Raw genomic sequence first — 20,894 nt, forward strand, 5'->3', positions numbered from 1 at the left:
TCTTTCGCTGGGCTGCCGCCTACGAACGAAAGCCTGCGCGATCTCGCCTTTTCCTGTAAAATTCACCCTTCTGGCACCGCAAGCGTGGACAATTTCATGCGCCCTTACGGGGATTGCTGAAAAGCCCGTTCTTATTGCGCCATGCAGCATTCATTCCTCGGCAAAAGTCTACAGACCTTCTAGATTTAAGGCATAGACGCAGAAGGATCAAATCATGGCAGCTTTCACTCCTATTCGCATGAGTTCGCTCGGCAAGGCCGCCATGGTGTCCGCTCTCTCTTGTTGCTCGAAAGTCGGCAAACGAATGCGCTTCGATGGCGCATCGAATGGGATTTTTGAACATCACGGACGACGAGAGCGAGACAGATATCATGCAGCGACAGGTTATTGAACACGGCGGATTGCCGGTCGGGATTGCGGTTCAGGACGAAGGGCAATTCCGCTTCATCGCGGTCAAGTTTCACGTCATAGACCTCGACAATACCCGGTTCCCGAGCATCCGGGACTTGAAGGCGGCGATCGGTCGCCACCTCACACTCGGCGAACCGATGGCGGCCTGAAGGGCCGCCATCTGCGTCATCGGTGCTTGAACTCCAGGTAACTGTCCGGAGACAGGGCATTGATGTCGCGATGGGCCCAGTCCTGATGATGCATGTTGGCCCACATATGTTCGGCACCGCTCTGAAGGTCGGCCATCAGCGCCTTCGGGTCGAAGCCGGGCACGATGCGATCCTTCATGATGAAGACGCCATCCACCATCGTCGCATTCAGGTCTTCCGGCTGGGCCGAATAGACGATGTTGCGGACGGGATCGCGCACCGGCGTCATGAACAGGCTTGCACCTTCCCAGAAAAGAAGATCGGCCTTGGCGCCTTCCGCGATGCGGCCCAGATCGTCACGGCACAGCGCCTTGGCGCCGGCCAGCGTCGCCGAATTGAAGACGTCGGCGGCGGTTGCAACTTCCGAGCGTCGGTCCATGATCTTGGAGATGACGGCGGTCCAGCGCAGGGCGTCGATCATGCTTTGCGGGCATGTGTCGGTGGCAAGCGTCATGTTGATGCCGCGTGCCAGATACTTGGAATAGCTCTCCATGGCGATGCCGCGCCTTGCGAACACCCATACAGCGTGCGCCACGTTGGTGGCGGTGTCGGCAAGAATACCGAGATCGTCGGCATGATAGTTAACCCAGCTCGACCCGCCGGGCATGATGGCGTGGCCGAGAATGACGTCATTGCCGAGAAAGCCGATCTTCTCCAGCCACTCGATCGGCGAGCAGCCGTTGCGGCGAACCATTTCCTGAAATTCCGGGACGGATTGCGACACATGCAGCGCCATCGGCACTTTCAGTTCGTTGGCGATATCACGCGAGCGGCGCAACAGTGCTTCCGAGCAGGTATCGACCTGTGCCGGCGTCAGGAATCCCCTGATCCTGCCATTGGCACGTCCGTCGATTTCTTGGATGAAGTCCACGGCCTTTTTCATCGCCGCTGCGCCGTCATCCTCCAGCCACTCATATTTCACACTTCGGCCGTCGTCCGTATACCAGCGCCCGGAGCGGTAGAACTCGCCGATATAGGCACGCAAGCCGGCCTTTTCTGCCTGATCGGCGACATAGCGTCCACTCAGGCCCATCTCCACCACCGTCGTCGTGCCGGTGCGGATCAGTTCGGGCATGGAGGCGCGGATCGAGGCCTGCCGCGCTTCCTCGGTGATCGCGCCATTGCGTGCGGTCAGGAATTCGAACAGGCCGGAGAGGTAGAAGTTGCGGGGGCCGCGATCCTCGACGAAGGAGCGATCGAAATAGCCTTCGCTGATATGTGTATGGGTGTTGATGAAGCCAGGGGTGACGATCTTGTCGGATGCATCGACGAATTCGTCTGCGTGCCCTTCGAAATCACCGCCGCCCACATGCACGATGCGATCGTCCTCGATCACGATCGTGCCGTCGCGCAGGTGCCTGTGCCCGTCATCCTGAAACGCAATGACGTGGCCCGCGCGTATGACCTTTCGCATGTGAAATTCTCCCTGCAGTGAATGACGGTATCGGCCAGACGTCGCACGAAACGCGCGACGTCTGCGTGTACGTTGGGCGCGAGGCGTTACGCCCGTTCGGCGGCAACCATGTCGAGGGCCTTGAGGGCGACTGCGAACATCTCGCCGATCTGTTCTTCGGTGATGATCATCGGCGGGCAGAAGCAGAGCGCTTCGCCGATGCCGCGGATGATGACGCCTTCCTCCTGCATGCGCTCGGCAACCGCCGTGGCGATGGCGCCCGGCGTTCCCGAAGTCTTCAGCTCGACCGCGCCGATCAGGCCGATACCGCGCCAGGACGATGCAAGCGGATGGCTGGCCAGCTGTTCGAGACCCTTCAGGAATGCCGGTGAAACGCGCTGCACATTGCCGACGAGGTCCCGTTCCTCGATGATCTTGAGGTTTTCGAGCGCAACGGCCGTTACGACCGGATGACCGGACGCGGTAAAGCCATGACCGAAGGAGCCGATGCGGTGGCTTTCGTCGGCGACGACCTGATAAAGCTTGTCGTTGAGGACGATCGCCGAAAGCGGCAGATAGGACGAGGAGATCTGTTTCGACAGAACGAGAATGTCCGGCTCGATGCCATAGGTCTCGCAGGCGAACATCTTGCCGGTGCGGCCGAAGCCGCAGATGACTTCGTCGGCAACCAGAAGGATGTCGTATTTCTTCAGGATCTTCTGAACGCCTTCCCAGTAGCCCGCAGCCGGGATGAGGACGCCGCCGGCGCCCATCACCGGCTCACCCCAGAATGCGGCGATCGTATCCGGGCCTTCCTCGAGGATGAGGTCTTCCAGTTCCTTCAGCGTGCGTTCGGTGAATTCGGCTTCCGTCTCGCCATCCTTGCCGAAATGGGGATAGGACGGGCAGGATGTGTGGATCATCCGGTCGAGCGGCAGGTCGAAACTCTCGTGATTGCGCGGCAGGCCGTTGATCGAGGCGGCGACGACGGTCACGCCGTGATAGCCCTTGATGCGGCCGATGATCTTCTTCTTGTCCTTCCGTCCAAGCGCGTTGTTGTAATACCAGACCAGTTTGACCGACAGGTCGTTCGCTTCCGATCCCGACGAGGCGAAATGCACTTTGGACATCTCGAAAGGCAGCATGGAAAGGATCTTCTCGGCCAGATCGACAGACGGGCCGTGGGTCTTGTAGTTGAAGATGTGGTAGTAGGGCAGTTTCGTCATCTGGTCGTAAGCGGCCTTGGCCAGACGTTCCTCGCCGAAGCCGACGGCGACGGACCAGAGGCCTGCGAGGCCTTCGATATAACGCTTGCCGTTATTGTCGAAGACATAGATGCCCTCGCCGCGCTCGATGACGAGCGAGCCGGTTTCCTCATGCTTTCGCATGTCGGCGACGGCCGGCATCTGTGAGCGGATATCTCGCGCCTCGATCGAGTTCGGGAGCATGTTCATTGTCTTGACCTTTCGTGCTGCGCGGCCTGGCCGTCGCAGGGATGATGCTTGGGGGCGTCCGGCTTAGGCATCGCCGGGCCGGACGCGGGGTTGCGGTTATTCGGTAAATTCGAGGTCGAGGCCCTTGTAGTAGGCCGCGCCGTAGATGGGATGCGCCTTCATCGGCTTCAGCTTGTCGGTCTGAACGATGACGATCGGCGCGTGATAGAGCGGCAGCCAGTTGACGGCTTCATGCACCTTGTAGAGCACCTTGCCGAAATCCTCTGCACGCTCGGCGTCGGATGTCGCGGCGGTGCCGGCAACCAGCAGGGCATCCGTTTCCGGGTCTTTCCAGTTGGTGCGGTTGGGAGCAGGCGTGTTGGCGGAGCGGAAATAGAGGTTCATCGCATCGCCCGCCGAGAAATACGGGTAGCCCATGGTGAACATGTCGAATTCCTGGGTGGCGAGCTTGCCCCAGACGACGGTCGCGTCAAAGGTCTGGATCTGCAGGTTGACGCCGATCTTCAGAAGCTCGGCCTGTACCTGCTGCATGATGTTCACCCACTGGCCATTGAAGCTGTAGAGAACCGGCGCGAGCTTGACGCCGTCCTTTTCGCGGATGCCATCTGCACCCTTCGTCCAGCCGGCTTCATCGAGCAGGCTTTCCGCCTTCTCAGGATCGTAATCCTTGATCAGCGTCGCTTCGACATCCTTGCTCCAGTCGAGCGTGTCTTCGGTGATGTAGGTGTAGGCTGGATCGACGGTGCCATAAAGCTGGTCCTCGACGAGCGCCACGCGGTTGACGGCGTAGTTGATTGCCTGGCGGACCGCCAGATCCTTGACTGTCGGCTTGTCGAGCTTGAAGCCGACGAAATAGGTGTAACGTGTCGACTGCGACTTGCTGGAGACGAAACCCGGCATGGTTTCGAACTGCTGCAGCGCGATCGGGGGCACGTAGTTGGAGACATCCGTCTGGCCGGTCATCAGGGCAGCCGTCAGCGTGTTTTCCTCGCCGATGATCGACCAAGTGACGTTCTCGACCTTGGCCGGTCCCTTGTTCTCGTAGATTTCCGGACCCCAGGTGTAGGCGTCGTTGCGGGTCAGCACCATCTTGTCGCGCGGCGCCCATTCGCCCCAGCAGAAGGGGCCGGTGGCATTCATGCCCTTGACGCCGAAATCGGGGCCGAGGGTTTCGACCGAGGCCTTGTCGACGACGACTGCAAAGCTCTGGGTAAGCTGGTAGAGAAGTTCCGAATACGGCTTTTTCAGCTTGTATTGCAGCGTGGTCGGGTCGGTGGCCGTGATGCTTTCGACCTCGCCGGCACGCCAGGCGACCGGCGACCTCGTGGCCGGATCAATCCAGCGGTTGAAGCTGTAGGCGACATCATCCGCCGTCATGGCCCGGCCGTCGCAGAATTTCACATCGTCGCGCAGGTGAAACGTATAGGTGAGGCCATCGGCGGAGATGTCCCAGCTTTTTGCCAGACCCGGATGCAGTGTCTGCATGTCGTAGTCGATGCTGACCAACGTGTCGGCCAGCATGAACAGAACTTCGGCGGCGGCCGTCGCCGTCGTCTTGTGCGGATCGTAGTTGTTGCTGTCGATGCGGCGAGAAATGTTGACCTCTTGCGCTACGGCAAGCGTCCCGAATGTCAGGGTGGCAGCGGTTGCAAGAGCCGCTGTCATCATGCGTCTTTGTCGTTTCGTAATCATGGCAATAGCTCCTTGTTGGGTAGGGGCATGTCAGGTGGCGGAAAAGGCGCGGTTAGTGGTGAGGCGGGGCGATCTCCGCCCGGTCAGGTGTTGAGACGTGGGTCGAGTACATCGCGCAGCGTGTCGCCGACCACGTTGGCGGCCATCACGATGACGAGGATCAGGACGGAAGGAATGACCGCGATATGCGGGGCGAAGAGAAAGAAATCGCGCCCCTGCGCCGCCATCATGCCAAGTTCGGCGACGGGCGGACGGGCACCGAGGCCGAGGAACGACAGCGATGCGGCGATCAGTATCAGCTGACCGAAGCGCAGGCTGAGGAAGATCAGTACCGACGAAATGCAGTTGAGCACCAGATATCGCGAAAAGAGCTGGGGATCGCGGATGCCGAGCGAGCGGCCAGCCGTGATGAATTCCTGCCCCATGATGCCGAGACCGATGCCGCGTGCGACGCGGGCGCAGTCGGGTATGGTCGAGACCACGAGCGCGAGCATGATCGGCGTCACCCCCTGCCCCATGGCGGCAACCAGCGCGAGGCCCAGAAGAATGGCCGGCAGCGACAGAAGAATGTCCGACAGGCGCATGATCCACGGATCGAGCGACTGGTAGAAGGCTGCAAGCAGGCCGAGGAACGAGCCTAGCACGCCGCCGATGGCAACCGACGCGAGGCCGATCAGCAGGGTCAGTCGCGTACCGTAGAGGAGACGGCTCAGGATGTCCCGTCCCTGCGGGTCGGTGCCGAGAAGGTATTCGATACTGCCGCGTGCAGCCCAGGCGGGTGGAAGCATGGTCCTGCGCGAACTTGCATAGGGATCGTATGGCGCAATCAGCGGCGCGAAAATGGCGGCGAGGCAAATCAGCGCCAGTACGGTGACGGCGACGAGCGCGGCGCGATCTCGAAGGAACCGCCGCCACCAGCTGCGCTGTCGGAGTGCCGCTGCGTCCTGTCTTGCCGTGTCCGATGCGTCTCGGGTCGTGACTGCGCTCATCTTTTCACCCGTGGGTCGAGAACCGAATAGAGGAGGTCGACGATCAGGTTGATCGCAATGAAGGTTACCGCCATGGCGAGGATGCAGCCCTGGGCGATGGTAAAATCGCTGGAGAGAATGCCGCCGACGGCAAGCCGGCCGATGCCCGGCCAGGAATAGATCGTCTCGGTGACCACGGCGCCTCCGAGCAGGTAGCCGGTCTGCAGGCCGACCAGCGTGACGACCGGGATCAGCGCATTGCGCAAGCCATGGCGGAAGACGACCGTGCGCTCGGGCAGGCCCTTGGCGCGGGCCGTGCGCACATGGTCGAGTTCAAGCACTTCAAGCACCGAGGAGCGCGTCATGCGGGCGACGGGGCCGATGAAGACCATGCCGAGCGACAGGGCCGGCAGGAAGATGTGGCTGAGGCCTTCGAGCGTCCACAAGGGGCCGCCGCGGCCGACGAAGGGAAACAGCCGAAGCGAGATGCCGAAGAGCTGGATGAGGATCAGGCTGATGAAGAAGACGGGCAGCGAGATGCCGGCGACCGACAGCGCCATGACGGCGCGGTCGGCGAGGGAGCCGCGCCGCATGGCGGCGACCGTGCCCATGGCAATGCCGAGCGGGATCGACCACACGAGGCAGGCGAACATGAGTTCTATTGTCGGGACAATGGCGGTGGCCAGTTCCTCGATCACCGGTTTGTTGGAGATCATCGAGCGGCCGAGATCGCCCATCAACACGCGTTCCAGATACATCCAGAACTGCACCAGCATCGGCTGGTCGAGGCCCATCGACTTGCGGATCTCGGCGACCACGTCCGGCGGCGCGGTCGGGCCGGCAAGTACGACGGCCGGATCGCCCGGCACCATCTGCAGAAGCAGGAAACCAAAGACCAGAACCCCGAAAAGCACGGGGATCGACAGGCCAAGGCGACGCAGGATCAATGCGATCATGTCTGGGCCCCCTCTCGGCTATAAACGACCTTGCCGCCGAGAAGCGTCATATCGCAGGTGGTTTCGAGGATGCCGGATGGTTCGATCTCGAAAAGGTCCTGCGAAAACACGGCGATGTCGGCGAGTTGTCCGGGCACCAGCCTGCCCTTGATCTCTTCCTCATGGGCGGCATAGGCGGATTCGAGCGTATAGGCGTTGAGCGCCTCGGCCATCGTCAGCGCCTGATCGGCACCCAGCACCGTTCCCCTGTCGGTCGTACGGGTGACCATGGCATAGAGGCCGGCAAACGGATTGAGCGGCGTGACCGGGCAATCGGTGGAGGCCGAGGGGCGAAGGCCGGCATCGATCCATGTGCGCATCGGATAGGCAAAATCGGATGCTTCCTTGCCCCTCGCCTCGACATACTGGTCGCCGAAATAATAGATGAAATCCGGCTGCGGTGCCGGGATGACGCCAAGCTCGACCATGGTGGCGATCTGCTCGTGGCTGAGCCAGCCGCAATGCTCGATCCGGTGGCGGCGATCCTTTGTCGGGTTGGCATCCTGAGCTGCACGGATGGCATCGAGAATACGCTCGATCGCGGCGTCTCCGATAGCGTGCACCGCCATCTGGTAGCCGAGATCGTGGGCGCGTTTCACCAGCGCATCGGTCTCGTCCTGCGTCAGGCAGAAAAGTCCGTATTCGTCCTTCGTGCCGACATAGGGCGTCTTCATCGCCGCCGTCTTGCCGCCGATACTGCCATCGACGAAGATTTTTACCTGGCGAAGCCGCAGCATGTCGTCGCCCTGGCCCGCGACATACCCTTCCTCCGTCGCCTTTTCGAGAATGTTGCGGTCTTTGTCACCGATCAGGCACATGGACACGCGCACCGGCAGACGGCCGGTTTCTCTTGCCGTCTCATAGGCCTTGAATTCCGTCCAGCCGTGGTTCATGCCGACGGCGGCATCCATAGTCGATGTGATGCCGTAGCTAAGCATCATCCGGCCGCCGGCTTCGATCGCCTCGACGTAATCTTCCAGATCCGGAACGGGCATCTTTTCGGCAACCGGCTGGCGGGCGTTTTCCGCCAGAAGCCCGGTCAGTTCACCATCGGCGCGACCGATCGTGCCGCCATCGGGGTCGGGCGTGTTGTGACCGATACCGGCGAGCTTGAGGGCAATCGAATTGGCAACGCCGACATGGCCGCAGGCACGTACGACATAGACGGGATTGTCCGGTGCGACTTCATCGAGTTCGCGCCGGGTCGGGTGGCGATTTTCGCTGAGCTTGGAATGATCATAGCCACGGCCAATGATCCACTCACCCTTCTGTCGTGTCTTCGCCGCCCCGGCGACTTCGCCCAGAAGCGCCTCGACGGATGTGATCTTGCGCGGGTTGAGATCGATGTTCTTGAGGCCAAGGCCGAAGGCCGCAAGATGGGTGTGCACGTCATAGAAGCTCGGCGTTGCAAGCCGGCCTTCGAGCGCGATCACCTCCGTCTGCGGGCCGGAAAGGGCCGCCATTTCGGCGGCAGAGCCGGAGGCCAGAACCTTGTCTGCGGAAATGGCGAGCGCTTCGGCGAAACCTTCCTTCTGACCGAGCCAGATCTTGCCGCCGGTCAGAATTACATCTGCAGTTGTCGTCATCGGGCTTTCCATTCTCTTGTCTCGCTATATCGATGCGGTTCGCGGAGCCCGCCGCGGCGGGCTCCCGGATGGCGCGCAAGGCCTTGCGTCAGGCGCGGTAGACCACTTCACCACCGAGCAGGGTCATCAGGCATGTTGCCGAGAGAAATGCTTCCGGCTCGACGCTGAAGAAATCGGTGTCGAACACCGCGATATCGGCCAGCTGGCCGGGGACGAGCCGTCCCTTGCGCTCCTCGTCATGCACACCGTAGGCGGCCTCGTAGGTGTAGAGATGCAGGGCTTCGGCAACGCTCAGTGCCTGTGCCGTGCCGAGCGGCTTGCCGGTATCGGACTTGCGCGCGACCATCGCATAGAGGCAGGGCATCGGGTCAGGTGCAGTGACCGGGCAATCTGTCGAGGCGGACGGATGCAGGCCCTCTTCCAGCCAGGTCTTGAACGGATAGCAGTGCTGCGGCCGCTCGGAACCAAGGATTGTGTAATAGCCTTCGCCGAAGAAGTAGAGGAAGGAAGGCTGGCCTGCCGGGATCACGCCCATCGCCTTCATCCGTGACAAGTCTTCCGGCACATGCCAGCCGCAATGCTCGATGCGGTGGCGGCGGTTCGGATCGGGCAATTCCGCATAGGCCTTCTCATAGGCATTCAGCACCATGGAAATTGCGGCATCGCCGATCGCATGCGGCGCGATCTGGTAGCCCATCCGGTGGGCGGCAAGCGTCAGTTCGTCGGTCTGTTCCTGCGTCAGGCAGCGCACGCCGTAATTGGTGGCGTCGTTCTCGTAAGGGATCGAGAACCATGCCGTGCCGGCACCCGCCGATCCGTCGGTGAAGAATTTCACCGGGCCGATGCGGAACATGTCATCGCCGGCACCGGTGACCAGGCCCTTGGAATAGGCATAGTCGAGAATATTGCGCTCCAGATCGCCCATCAGCGTGCCGGCGACGCGGACCGGAATGCGGTTCTGTTCGCGCGCCGTCAGATATGCGTCGAGTTCGACCTTGCCGACGGTCAGGCCGATCGCCGCTTCCATGACCGATGTGACACCGAGGCTCAGGAGCTTCTTGCCGCCGCGCTCGATCGCATCGACGATATAGCTCTCGTCGGCCGGCGGCATGACGGCACGCACGGCATCGCGGGCGTTTTCGAAAAGGATGCCGTCCGGCTCGCCATTCTGCCGGCGGATCTTGCCGCCGAACGGATCGGGCGTATCGCGATCGATTCCGCCGGCCTTGAGTGCGACGGTATTGGCGACCGTCGTATGGCCGCATGTGCGGGTCAGGAAGACGGGATTATCGGGAGAGACGGCGTCCAGATCGTATTTGGTCGGATGGCGAAGATCGGTGAGCTTGTCGTGGTCATAGCCGCGGCCGAGGATCCATTCGCCGGGCTTGGCCTTTGCCACCGCTTGCTTCACCAGGTCGACGATAGCCTGAACGGTGGTGACACCCGCTGCCGGACGCAGATCCAGCTCCACCAGGCTGATGCCGTAATGGTGGAGGTGCATATGGGCATCGTTGAGGCCGGGGGTCGCAAGCCTGCCTTGCAGATCGATGATCTCGGTGGCCGGGCCTGCAAGCGCAGCCATCTCGGCGGCAGTGCCGGTTGCCAGAACCTTGTCGCCGGCGATAGCGACCGCCTCGGCAAACCCTTCCTTCAGTCCGCACCAGATCTTTCCGTTGGTCAGCAGGCGGGTAGGCACTGTCATGCTTTTGTCCTTTATGAAATCGGGTTTGGCGGAATTCGAAAAATCAGTAGCCGGTGTCCCTGTTGACGAGGCCCGGCGGTAAGCGGCCTTCGCAAATGGCCCTGTAGTTTTCTGCGACCTGGCGCAGAATTTCGGCGGGAGTCGTGTCCGAGGCCTTGTGGGGTGTCACCATGATTTTCGGATGACCCCAGAACGGGTGATCCTGCGCCGGCGGCTCCTGCCGGAAGACGTCGATGCTGGCGCCGCTGAGGTGGCCGCCATTCAGAGCATCGAGAAGATCGGCCTCGATCAGATGCTCGCCTCGGCCGATCTGGACCAGTGCGGCTCCGGGCCGCATGCGTTCAAAGAACCCCCTGTCGAGCAGGTCGCGCGTCGTTTCGGTCAGTGGCAGGACGTTGACCAGAATGTCGGCCTGCGCGGCGACGCTGGCGATCGCATCGGCGCCGGCCAGAACCTCGATGCCGCGGGTCGGGGCTTCCGGCGAGGCCGGAACGGAATTGCGGGCAACCAACGTACGAAAGCCCATGGCGGCGATCGCCTCGGCGCAGCGCCGGCCCATCAGTCCATAGCCAAGGACACCGACGGTCACGGAGGCCGGAGACGCTGCCCGAAAACTGCGATCCCAGCTCCGGCGGGCCTGATTGGCGATATAGTCGCCCATGCGGCGGTGATGCCAGACAACATGCCATGCGGCAAAACCCGCCATCAGATCCGCCTGCGCATGGTCCCTGATGCGTGTGACGACCACATCCTTCGGCAGCGAGCGGCATGCGAGGATACTGTCGACGCCCGCCGCGATCGACGAAACCATTCTGAGATTGGGATAGGCGTCGAAGGCCCTCTCCTCGGGCATCCAGGCAAGTGCCACTTCTATGCGTTTCGGATCGGATATGTCGGCGGGAGAGACCACCCGCACCGGCGTGCCCGATGCGGCCTCGAAAATACGGCTGAGATCGAGCGTGCGCGAAAGCGCTACAATCTCTATCGCCGGCAAGGCGCTTGCGCCGCTCACAGCTGGCCACCTTGGTGCCGGCCAAATCTCGACCGATCCAGGCACCAAGTCCGCGATGCGGTAACGCCGCTCTTTTCTGCAATGGACCCGGCATGAAGACAATAAGCCAGACCCGGCGCAGCCATGGTGGCTGATCCGTTCGGTTTCGTCACGTCTGTTCCCCAATGTTTTATGCGGCGCAATCGTCAGCCGCCGTCGTTGTGAGGGGCATGATACCGACCTCTTGATTACTGTCAATCGTCGACAATCGACAAATGGCAATCTATCTTTCCGCTATTCGCATTCCCAATGTCCGTGCTTCATAATAGGGTGAAAGGCTTATGGGATGCGGCGAGAGAACCGCGTTCGGCAGAAAGGGAAGCACGATATGTTCAGGCCTCTAGAGCAGGTCGACCTGCCCGGCCGCATCGCCGACCAGGTGTTGCAGGCGATCGGCGACGGTCTGTTGCGTCCCGGCCAGAGGGTGACCGAGGCGAGGCTTGCCGAGCAGATGGGAACATCGCGGGCGCCGGTCCGCGAGGCGCTCAGATTGCTGGAGAGCCAGGGGTTGATCGTTTCGCATCCGCGCCGGGGTTTTTTCGTCAAAAGCTACAATGCCGACGAACTGGCCGAGATCTACGATCTCCGGCAGTGTCTGGAACTGCACAATGCCGAGGCGCTAGTGGCGTGCATGACCGAAACGGACCTCAAGCGGCTGGAAGCCCAGGTGGACCTGTTGAAGACGCTCGGTGCCGAGGGGCGTTCGCAGGAGCAGGTGGTCGAGGATTATGCCTTCCACCGGATGCTATGCGAGTTGGGTGGCAATTCCCGCATCCTGAAACTGTTCGACCAGATTGCGACCGAGCTTCGTTCCGGTATCGCCCTCGTCGGTCGCATCTATGACGACCCGGTGGAGCTTGCGCGCTCGCACGACCCGATCATCAAGGCGTTGCGAAAACGAGATGCCCAGCTTCTGCGTGAAGAGTTGCGCGAACACCTTCGTGACGCCAGCACGCATGTGATCGAGATCTACCGCCAATGGCCGGCCGTCGCGCCGGAAGACCTGCCCGGTCGACCATTCTGACGTGTTCTCGACGTCCGTCCGCTTTCTACCCGTCTTCGCAACACACGATGCTCTGATCAGGCAGGTCTGTGACGTCCCGGCGCCTTTCGTGGATAGGCCGCGTTCCCAGTCGAATGAGCGGCTTCCTAGCCGTCGAAGCTGATACCGCAGAAGACCTTGTTTTCGTATCGCCGGGACGGGTCGCCAAAATGAACGAAGCCGATAGAGATCGCATCGCCGGATCCGGGATCGCCGAGAGCTGAACCGTCTATGGCCTGACTTCGGCAACACCTGCAGAAGCCATCTGCATGGCGTCGATATCGTTGTGCAGGTGCCCTGCCCGGCGGCTCGCCGCGCTGCGGCCCCAAGCGCAATTGCTCCTCCTGTCCGCGATCCCCGAGTCCGTGTTCCATCCCGCTGCCCTCTCCTCTTCCCTGCAACAAGCAGACGACGGATGGTCGGCCAATGCATTGATCTGCCGCAACGCGGAGTGCGGAAAGCTTCGCCTGCACCCCTGCCCTCGGCTTCTCTCTCTCTCCTGCCTTCGCGCCAATCCAACTCACCCGTGAATACACCCATAGAGAGCAATATTGCCGCATGCAGGTATGTCGCATTGCCTTGGGATGGCGAGAGCATAGGCTGATGATAGCGCTAGCATAGGAGGCGCTAGACATTGCGATGCGCCGCGCGTTGCAAGGCTTGCATGCCGCGGGCTCGTTGGAGGGAAAACATCATGAATATCGAAAGCACGCCTCGCGTGGCGGATGCCGCGCGCGTGGGCACAATATTGAAGAAGACGAATGTCCGCTGGGGCATCGTCGTCATGCTTTTCATCGTTACATCCATCAATTACGCTGACCGCGCGGTTCTGGCGATCGCGGGGCCGGCGCTGAGCGCCGACATAGGCCTCACCCCTTCGCAGATGGGCTTCATCTTCTCGGCCTTCGGCTGGGCCTATGTGATGGGCCAGTTGCCGGGCGGCTGGGCGCTTGATCGCTTCGGTTCCAAACTCGTTTATGCGCTGTCGATCGGCCTCTGGTCGTTCTTCACCATCATGCAGGGTTTTGTCGGCTTCTTTGCCGGTGCGACTGCCGTGATCCTGCTCTTTGCCCTGCGGTTCCTCGTCGGCCTCGCCGAAGCTCCGTCATTTCCGGGCAACAGCCGCGTCGTCGCGGCATGGTTTCCCAGCCATGAGCGGGCGACCGCTGCGGCGATCTTCAATTCCGCCCAGTATTTCGCCACTGTGATCTTTGCTCCGATCATGGGCTTCATCACCCAGTATTTCGGTTGGCCATGGGCCTTCGGTTTCATGGGCGGCATCGGCATCATCGTGGCCTTCGTCTGGCTGAAGACGATCCACAATCCGTCGGAGCATCCGCGCATCAACCAGGCCGAGATCGACTACATTTCGGCCGGCGGCGGGCTGGTCAACATGGATAGCCCCGGCAAGAAGGACAGCGCCGGTGGCGCCAAGATGGACTACGTCCGCCAGCTGTTTGCCAATCGCATGATGATCGGCATCTTTCTCGGGCAGTTCTGCATCAACGCCATCACCTATTTCTTCATCACCTGGTTCCCCGTCTACCTCGTGCAGCAGCGGGGCATGTCCATCCTGAATGCCGGCATCATCGCCTCGGTCCCCGCCATTTGCGGCTTCGCCGGCGGTATTCTCGGCGGGGTCATCTCGGACGCGATGCTTAAGCGGGGATACAGCCTGACGGTGGCGCGCAAGACGCCGATCGTGCTCGGCATGCTGTTGTCGATGACGATGATCGCCTGCAACTATACCGACGTGCAGTCCGCCGTGATCTTCTTCATGGCTCTCGCCTTCTTCGGCAAGGGCATCGGCGCGCTTGGCTGGGCCGTCATGTCGGACTGCGCTCCGAAGGAAATCACGGGCCTTGCCGGCGGCGTCTTTAACATGTGCGGCAACATCTCGTCGATCACGACGCCGATCATCATCGGCTACATCGTCCAGACGTCGGGCTCGTTCAACGGCGCGCTCGTCTTCATCGGAGCCAACGCCCTGGTGGCCGCAATCAGCTACCTCGTCATCGTCGGCGACATCAAGCGCATGGTTCTCAAGCACTAGGCGCAAGGCAAAATGCCGGCAAGGGCGCTGCGCGGTTAAGGCCGTGCAGCGCATGCCGCCAGACCTTGAAAGCAAAGGCTCAAGACAAAGGTATTCGAAATGAAGGAAACACCTCTCTATATCCGGGTGCATGACAGCGACAATGTCGCGATTGTGGTCAATACGTTCGGCCTGCCCGCCGGTACGCTCTTTCCCGATGGTCTGTCGCTGCGCGAATTCGTGCCGCAGGGGCACAAGGTTGCCCTCGCGGATATTGTCGAAGGCGGCGAGATACTGCGCTATGGCGAAGTGATCGGCTATGCAGCGCGGGATATTAAAAGGGGAAGCTGGATCGAGGAATCGCTCGTCCTGCTGCCTGTCGCGCCGCAGCTTGCAACCTTGCCGCTTGCGACAGCGGTGCCAGATGCCCAGCCGCCATTGGAGGGCTACACGTTCGAAGGCTTTCGCAACCCCGACGGGTCGGTCGGAACCAAGAACATTCTCGGCATTTCCATGAGCGTCCAGTGCGTCGCCGGTGTGCTGGATGTCGCGGTGCAGAAGATCAGGAACGAGCTTCTGCCGAAATATCCGAATGTCGACGACGTTATCGCGCTGGAGCATATCTATGGCTGTGGTGTGGCGATCAACGCGCCGCAGGCGGTCGTGCCGATCCGTACGCTGCAGAATCTGGCGACCAACCCCAATCTCGGCGGCGCGGTGATGGTTGTCAGTCTCGGGTGCGAAAAGCTGCAGCCGGAGCGGCTGTTGCCAAACGGGCAGACAGCCTCGATCGTCACGTTGCAGGACGAAAGGCACACGGGCTTCGGTGCCATGGTCGCAGCGATCATGGAGATGGCAGACACGCGGCTGGCCGAACTGGATCTGCGACAACGTGAGGTGTGCCCGGCTTCGGAACTGGTTGTCGGCATGCAGTGCGGCGGCTCGGACGCCTTTTCCGGCGTGACCGCCAATCCGGCGCTCGGTATCGCTGCGGATCTTCTCGTGCGGGCCGGGGCGACGGTGATGTTTTCCGAAGTCACGGAAGTTCGCGATGCGATCCATCTCCTGACGCCGCGTGCGATCAATGAAGATGTCGGGCGGGCACTGATCCGTGAAATGGACTGGTATGACAGCTATCTGGCCGCCGGAGACAGCGACCGCAGCGCCAACCCGACTCCAGGCAACAAGAAGGGCGGGCTCGCCAACGTCGTCGAAAAGGCGCTCGGCTCGATCGCTAAATCCGGTTCGAGTGCCATTTCCGCCGTTCTGTCGCCGGGCGAGAAGGCCGTGCAGAAGGGCCTTATCTATGCGGCCACGCCGGCAAGCGATTTCATCTGTGGCACGCTGCAGGCTGCTTCCGGCTGCAATGTCGAGATCTTCACCACCGGGCGCGGGACGCCCTATGGGCTCGCCATCGTTCCTGTCATCAAGGTCTCGACGCGAACGGATCTGGCGCGTCGGTGGCATGACCTGATCGATTTCGATGCAGGCAGGATCGCCACCGGTGACATGAGCCTCGAAGAGGCCGGCAGGGAGATATTCGACATGATCCTCGATGTCGCAAGTGGCAGGCGCGAGACCTGCGCCGATCACTGGCAGCTGCGCAATTCCATGGCGCTGTTCAATCCGGCGCCGGTGACCTGAAACCGCTTCAAACGCAGGCGGGGCGACCGAAAGCCGCATTCCGGTTTGGCCGCCCGCCACCCAATTCGACATCCAATCTATCGGAGAATGACAATGACTGTATCTGCAAATGGCATCGGCTCGACGCCCAAGGTTACCGAGCTGACGGTCGTACCGGTTGCCGGTCACGACGACATGCTGCTCAATCTCTCGGGCGCCCATGCGCCTTTCTTTACCCGCAACATCGTCATCATGAAGGACAGCGCCGGCCATGTCGGCGTCGGGGAAGTTCCCGGCGGTGAAAAGATCCGCCAGACGCTGGAGGACGCGCGTTCGCTGGTCGTCGGCCAGTCGATCGGCACTTACAACAATATCCTCAACTCGGTGCGCAAGGCCTTTGCCGATCGCGATTCCGGCGGACGGGGGCAGCAGACCTTCGACTTGCGCATCGCGGTCCACGCCGTTACCGCCCTCGAAGCCGCGCTGCTCGATCTGCTTGGCCAGTTCCTCGACGTGCCGGTGGCCGCCTTGCTCGGCGAAGGCCAGCAGCGTGACGCTGTCGCGGTGCTCGGCTATCTCTTCTATGTCGGCGACCGGCACAAAACCGATCTGCTCTACCGCGAGGAGCCGCAGGCGCCGAACGACTGGTTCCGGCTTCGCCATGAGGAGGCGCTGACAGCCGAGGCGATCGTGCGCCTGGCGGAGGCTACGCACGATCTGTACGGTTTCAACGATTTCAAGCTGAAGGGCGGCGTACTTGACGGCGAGCAGGAAATCGAGGCTGTCACGGCGCTTGCGAAACGTTTTCCCGAGGCGCGCATCACACTCGATCCGAATGGTGCATGGTCGCTTGAGGAGGCGGTCCGGCTCTGCAAGGGCAAAGGCGATGTGCTGGCCTATGCCGAGGATCCTTGCGGCGCCGAACAGGGATATTCCGGCCGCGAGATCATGGCCGAATTCCGCCGCGCAACAGGGCTTCCGACCGCCACCAACATGGTCGCGACCGACTGGCGGCAGATGGGCCATGCGATACAGCTGCAGTCGGTCGACATACCGCTGGCAGATCCGCATTTCTGGACGATGCAGGGTTCGGTGCGCGTGGCCCAGATGTGCCGCGAATGGGGGCTGACCTGGGGGTCGCATTCCAACAACCATTTCGATATCTCGCTTGCCATGTTCACTCATGTGGCGGCTGCCGCACCCGGCGAGATCACGGCGATCGACAGCCACTGGATCTGGCAGGATGGCCAACGTCTGACGAAGGAGCCGTTGAAGATCGAGAAAGGGCTGATCAGGGTACCGGAAAAGGGTGGTCTCGGCATCGAGATCGACATGGATCAGGTAGAGAAGGGGCGCGAGCTTTACATGCGCTACGGGCTTGGGGCGCGTGACGACGCCATCGCCATGCAGTTCCTGGTCAAGGACTGGAAGTTCAACAACAAGCGCCCCTGCCTCGCCCCTGCCGGTTGAGGGGGCTTGCCCTTACGCCGATGAAAAGGCGCCGAGGCCGGCTGGCTTCGGCGCGTCGTCTTCGCCGTTAGAACCTATGAGCTTTCGCGCTCGATGATGCTGAAACCAAGGTCGACAATCCTTTCGACCTCCCTTCCCTCGATGCGGGCAAGCAGCATTTCGGCCGCCCGGATGCCGATTGCGTGCCGGTCGATATGGACGGTCGAGAGTGCTGGTGACGTATAGGGAGAGAATTCCAGGTCGCCGAAACCGAAGACCGCGACGTCTGCCGGAACGGCAATGCCACGGGCGCGTATTTCAGTGAGCACGCCATAGGCAAGAACGTCCGAGCTGCAGAAGATCGCGTCCACATTCCTGCCGCGTGCAAGAAGCTCGGCCGCACCTTCGCGCCCCTTCCTGAAGGTGCCGGGTGCCGGTATGGTGACGATCTCCACATCGGTAATGTCCCGTTCGCGAAGCGTGGCGAGAAATGTCGTCTGGCGGATGCGCGCACGCTCGTCGGAGGCCCAGACCATGCCGAACTTCCGATAGCCCTTGCCATAAAGGTATTCCGCCACGCTGCGCCCGACCTTTTCATGGGAAAAGCCGATCAGCATGTCGATTGGTGTCGGCGTGTAATCCCAGATTTCGATAATCGGCGCCTTGGCCGCAAGAAGGCGGCTGCGGGTGATGCGCGAATGGTTGATCCCGGTGACGAAGATCGCATCCGGCCGCCGCGCGAGCACGGCGCCAAGCAGGTCCTCTTCCTTGGCGGATCGAAAGCCGGATATGCCGAGGATCACCTTGTAGCCGGCCTGATCCATCCGCTCGGTGAAAAGCTCGATCGTATCGGCAAACACCGAGTTGCCGATCGTCGGAACGATGGCCGCGACAAGCCGGCTTTTCGTTGACGCGAGGCCGCCGGCCAGGAGGTTCGGCACATAGCCGGTGCGTTCGATCGCCGCATGTATGGCTTCGAGCTTCTGCGGAGCAACCAGCTCCGGCCGGTTGAGCGCGCGTGAGACGGTGATCGGGGAAACGCCCGCGAGCTTTGCCACTTCCTGAAGGGTTATGGCACCGGAAGAACGGGGTTTTCGGGCTTTTTTGGGAGGAAGGCTGGACGTCGACAAGATGCGGATATCTCATTCTCTATTGTCGTTCCAAACTAGCAGAGCGGGCTTGAGGTTTCAAATTTCGATGGTCCATTCCGCGCATTCCAAACGACGAATTGCCGCATGGGACGCATCTAGGAAAATGCCGAGGACAGGCGAATGATAGCGGTACCAGAGGAGGCGGGCCGACTGCATTTTCGAGGTCGATGGGGAAGCACGCTATTCGGGAATATGCGCATTGAAGCAGGAGAGGATATTCAAAATGAAATTGGGCTTTATCGGTTTGGGCATCATGGGAACGCCCATGGCAGGACACCTTCAGGCTGCCGGCCATGACCTTTTCGTCAACACGATCGGCGATGTCGCCGAGAGCCTAACGGCAGGCGGCGCCGTGGTTTGTGCCTCGGCCAAAGAGGTGGCAGAGAGGGCCGAGATCGTCTTCGTCATGGTGCCGGATACGCCGGATGTCGAAAAGGTGCTTTTCAGCGAGGGTGGTGTGGCGGAGGGCCTGTCTGCGGGCAAGATCGTCGTCGACATGAGCTCCATCTCGCCCGTCGCCACCAAGGGCTTTGCAGCGAAGGTTGTCGCGCTCGGTTGCGATTATCTGGATGCCCCGGTCTCGGGCGGCGAAGTCGGCGCCAAGGCGGCGTCCCTGACGATCATGGTCGGCGGACCGGATGCGGCGTTCGACAAGGTGAAGCCGCTTTTCGACCTGATGGGCAAGAACATCACGCTCGTCGGGGGCAATGGCGACGGCCAGACCACCAAGGTTGCCAACCAGATCATCGTTGCGCTGACGATCGAGGCGGTTGGCGAGGCGCTGCTGCTCGCTGCGCGGGCCGGGGCCGATCCGGCACGGGTACGGCAGGCGCTGATGGGCGGGTTTGCCAATTCGCGCATCCTCGAAGTGCATGGCGAGCGCATGGTCAAGCGCAGCTTCGAGCCGGGTTTCCGTATCGCGCTTCACCAGAAGGATCTCAATCTGGCGCTATCGACGGCGCGCTCACTGGGGCTTTCCCTGCCCAACACGGCAACGGCGCAGGAACTGTTCAATGCCTGCGTCGCCCATGGTGGCTCCACCTGGGATCACTCCGGCATGGTCAAGGCACTCGAGCTTATGGCCGATTTCGAGATTGGTCAGAACGCGGCCGCCTGAGGCGCGCGCCTCGCGGCTGAAAGCCGAAAGACATGTGCGGGCCGCCAATGGCGGCGGCCCGCGGTAACGGGGGTCGGCATGGCACCGGCCGCAAACACACGGAAAAGACCGGTGCGGCAATGTCGCCGGGTCGAGAAGAGAGGAGTTGGGAGAGAATGTCTATTCATGTGCCTTACACTGCGTTTCCAAACAAGTTCCGTCAGGACCTGCTGGCAGGCAAGCCGCTGATCGGTTGCTGGAGCGCGCTGGGAAGTCCCATCACCACGGAAGTACTTGGTCTCGCGGGCTTCGACTGGCTGCTGATGGATCTGGAGCACGCGCCGAACGACATCCTGTCGCTGATCCCGCAACTGATGGCGCTGAAGGACTCGCCATCGGCACCGGTGGTACGACCGCAATGGAACGATACGGTGATGATCAAACGCCTGCTCGATGCCGGCGTCTATAATTTCCTCATCCCCTTCGTCGAAAGCGTCGATGAGGCAAGGGCGGCGGTTGCCGCCACGCGTTATCCGCCACATGGCGTGCGCGGAGTGTCGGTGGCGCAGCGGTCCAATCACTACGGCACGGTGACCGACTACATGAAGGTGATCAACGACAACGTTACCGTCGTCGTGCAGATCGAGAACGCGGCCGGTGTCGCAGCATCGGAGGCGATCGCGGCGATCGACGGCATCGACGCGCTGTTCGTCGGGCCGTCCGACCTTGCCGCCGCCTGCGGGCATCTTGGTAATGCGGGGCACCCAGACGTGCAGGAAGCGATCAGAGCCGTTTTCACGGCTGCGAAGTCGCAGGGCAAATCATGCGGCATCCTTGCGCCGGTGGAGGCCGATGCGCGGCGCTATCTGGAAATGGGGGCGAGTTTCGTTGCCGTTGGCTCGGATCTCGGCGTTTTTCGTGCTGCAACGCAGGCGCTCAAGGACAAGTACGTTCCCGGATGACGCGGCACGACGCGTCCTGCGGCAATCGCGTTCCCGACTTGGTGAGGCGCTGCGGGCGTGCAAGACCGCTCACATTTCGAACGTCCAGATACCGCATGC

The 20,894-nt window shown here is 61.6% G+C and carries 16 protein-coding genes; 7 read left to right on the forward strand and 9 right to left on the reverse strand.

The features are described from left to right. Positions 1–371 precede the first annotated feature (371 nt). Entirely contained in the window at positions 372–560 is a 189-nt protein-coding gene (locus AC0JZ4_RS23560) for a hypothetical protein (protein ID WP_471889083.1), read from the forward strand. Between the two features lie 16 nt (positions 561–576). Here the strand turns inward: AC0JZ4_RS23560 and AC0JZ4_RS23565 are convergent, their stop codons facing one another. From AC0JZ4_RS23565 to AC0JZ4_RS23600, 8 genes are all read right to left on the reverse strand, one after another. Continuing rightward, positions 577–2,013: an amidohydrolase family protein gene (locus AC0JZ4_RS23565; RefSeq protein WP_471888890.1), complete on the reverse strand. Its 1,437-nt coding sequence runs from the start codon at positions 2,011–2,013 to the stop codon at positions 577–579. Positions 2,014–2,099: 86 nt separating this feature from the next. Next, positions 2,100–3,446 (reverse strand): aspartate aminotransferase family protein, encoded by a 1,347-nt coding sequence (locus tag AC0JZ4_RS23570; RefSeq protein ID WP_471888891.1) that lies wholly within the window; start codon positions 3,444–3,446, stop codon positions 2,100–2,102. 96 nt (positions 3,447–3,542) lie between these two features. After that, the gene (locus AC0JZ4_RS23575) at positions 3,543–5,111 is read right to left on the reverse strand and encodes an ABC transporter substrate-binding protein (RefSeq protein ID WP_471888892.1); all 1,569 of its coding nucleotides are present in this window, start codon (positions 5,109–5,111) and stop codon (positions 3,543–3,545) included. 110 nt (positions 5,112–5,221) lie between these two features. Beyond that, a complete protein-coding gene (locus AC0JZ4_RS23580; RefSeq protein ID WP_471888893.1) occupies positions 5,222–6,127 on the reverse strand; it encodes an ABC transporter permease in 906 nt (301 codons plus the stop codon). Continuing rightward, entirely contained in the window at positions 6,124–7,062 is a 939-nt protein-coding gene (locus AC0JZ4_RS23585) for an ABC transporter permease (RefSeq protein ID WP_471888894.1), read from the reverse strand. The genes AC0JZ4_RS23580 and AC0JZ4_RS23585 overlap by 4 nt, the downstream gene beginning before the upstream one ends. After that, positions 7,059–8,687 (reverse strand): amidohydrolase, encoded by a 1,629-nt coding sequence (locus AC0JZ4_RS23590; RefSeq protein WP_471888895.1) that lies wholly within the window; start codon positions 8,685–8,687, stop codon positions 7,059–7,061. The genes AC0JZ4_RS23585 and AC0JZ4_RS23590 overlap by 4 nt, the downstream gene beginning before the upstream one ends. Positions 8,688–8,775: 88 nt before the next feature. After that, complete coding sequence (locus tag AC0JZ4_RS23595) at positions 8,776–10,389, reverse strand: amidohydrolase (RefSeq protein WP_471888896.1); 1,614 nt, start codon at positions 10,387–10,389, stop codon at positions 8,776–8,778. A gap of 43 nt (positions 10,390–10,432) precedes the next feature. Next, positions 10,433–11,401, reverse strand: coding sequence for an NAD(P)-dependent oxidoreductase (locus tag AC0JZ4_RS23600; RefSeq protein WP_471888897.1), 969 nt, complete (start codon positions 11,399–11,401; stop codon positions 10,433–10,435). A 367-nt stretch (positions 11,402–11,768) separates the two neighbouring features. Here AC0JZ4_RS23600 and AC0JZ4_RS23605 point away from each other — a divergent pair, with 367 nt between their 5' ends. From AC0JZ4_RS23605 to gudD, 4 genes are all read left to right on the forward strand, one after another. Then, positions 11,769–12,464 (forward strand): GntR family transcriptional regulator, encoded by a 696-nt coding sequence (locus AC0JZ4_RS23605; RefSeq protein WP_471888898.1) that lies wholly within the window; start codon positions 11,769–11,771, stop codon positions 12,462–12,464. A 712-nt stretch (positions 12,465–13,176) separates the two neighbouring features. Next, positions 13,177–14,535 (forward strand): MFS transporter, encoded by a 1,359-nt coding sequence (locus AC0JZ4_RS23610; RefSeq protein WP_471888899.1) that lies wholly within the window; start codon positions 13,177–13,179, stop codon positions 14,533–14,535. A gap of 99 nt (positions 14,536–14,634) precedes the next feature. Beyond that, positions 14,635–16,158, forward strand: coding sequence for a galactarate dehydratase (gene garD, locus AC0JZ4_RS23615; protein WP_471888900.1), 1,524 nt, complete (start codon positions 14,635–14,637; stop codon positions 16,156–16,158). Between the two features lie 87 nt (positions 16,159–16,245). Then, entirely contained in the window at positions 16,246–17,607 is a 1,362-nt protein-coding gene (gene gudD / locus AC0JZ4_RS23620; protein ID WP_471888901.1) for a glucarate dehydratase, read from the forward strand. A 74-nt stretch (positions 17,608–17,681) separates the two neighbouring features. Here the strand turns inward: gudD and AC0JZ4_RS23625 are convergent, their stop codons facing one another. Next, positions 17,682–18,644: a LacI family DNA-binding transcriptional regulator gene (locus AC0JZ4_RS23625; protein WP_471888902.1), complete on the reverse strand. Its 963-nt coding sequence runs from the start codon at positions 18,642–18,644 to the stop codon at positions 17,682–17,684. 316 nt (positions 18,645–18,960) lie between these two features. Between AC0JZ4_RS23625 and glxR the strand changes: the two genes are divergently transcribed. Both glxR and garL read left to right on the forward strand, forming a co-directional pair. Then, positions 18,961–19,854: a 2-hydroxy-3-oxopropionate reductase gene (gene glxR / locus AC0JZ4_RS23630; RefSeq protein WP_471888903.1), complete on the forward strand. Its 894-nt coding sequence runs from the start codon at positions 18,961–18,963 to the stop codon at positions 19,852–19,854. Positions 19,855–20,009: 155 nt separating this feature from the next. Then, a complete protein-coding gene (gene garL, locus AC0JZ4_RS23635; protein ID WP_471888904.1) occupies positions 20,010–20,795 on the forward strand; it encodes a 2-dehydro-3-deoxyglucarate aldolase in 786 nt (261 codons plus the stop codon). Positions 20,796–20,894: the final 99 nt, after the last annotated feature.

This window comes from [Rhizobium] kunmingense, from assembly GCF_977018605.1.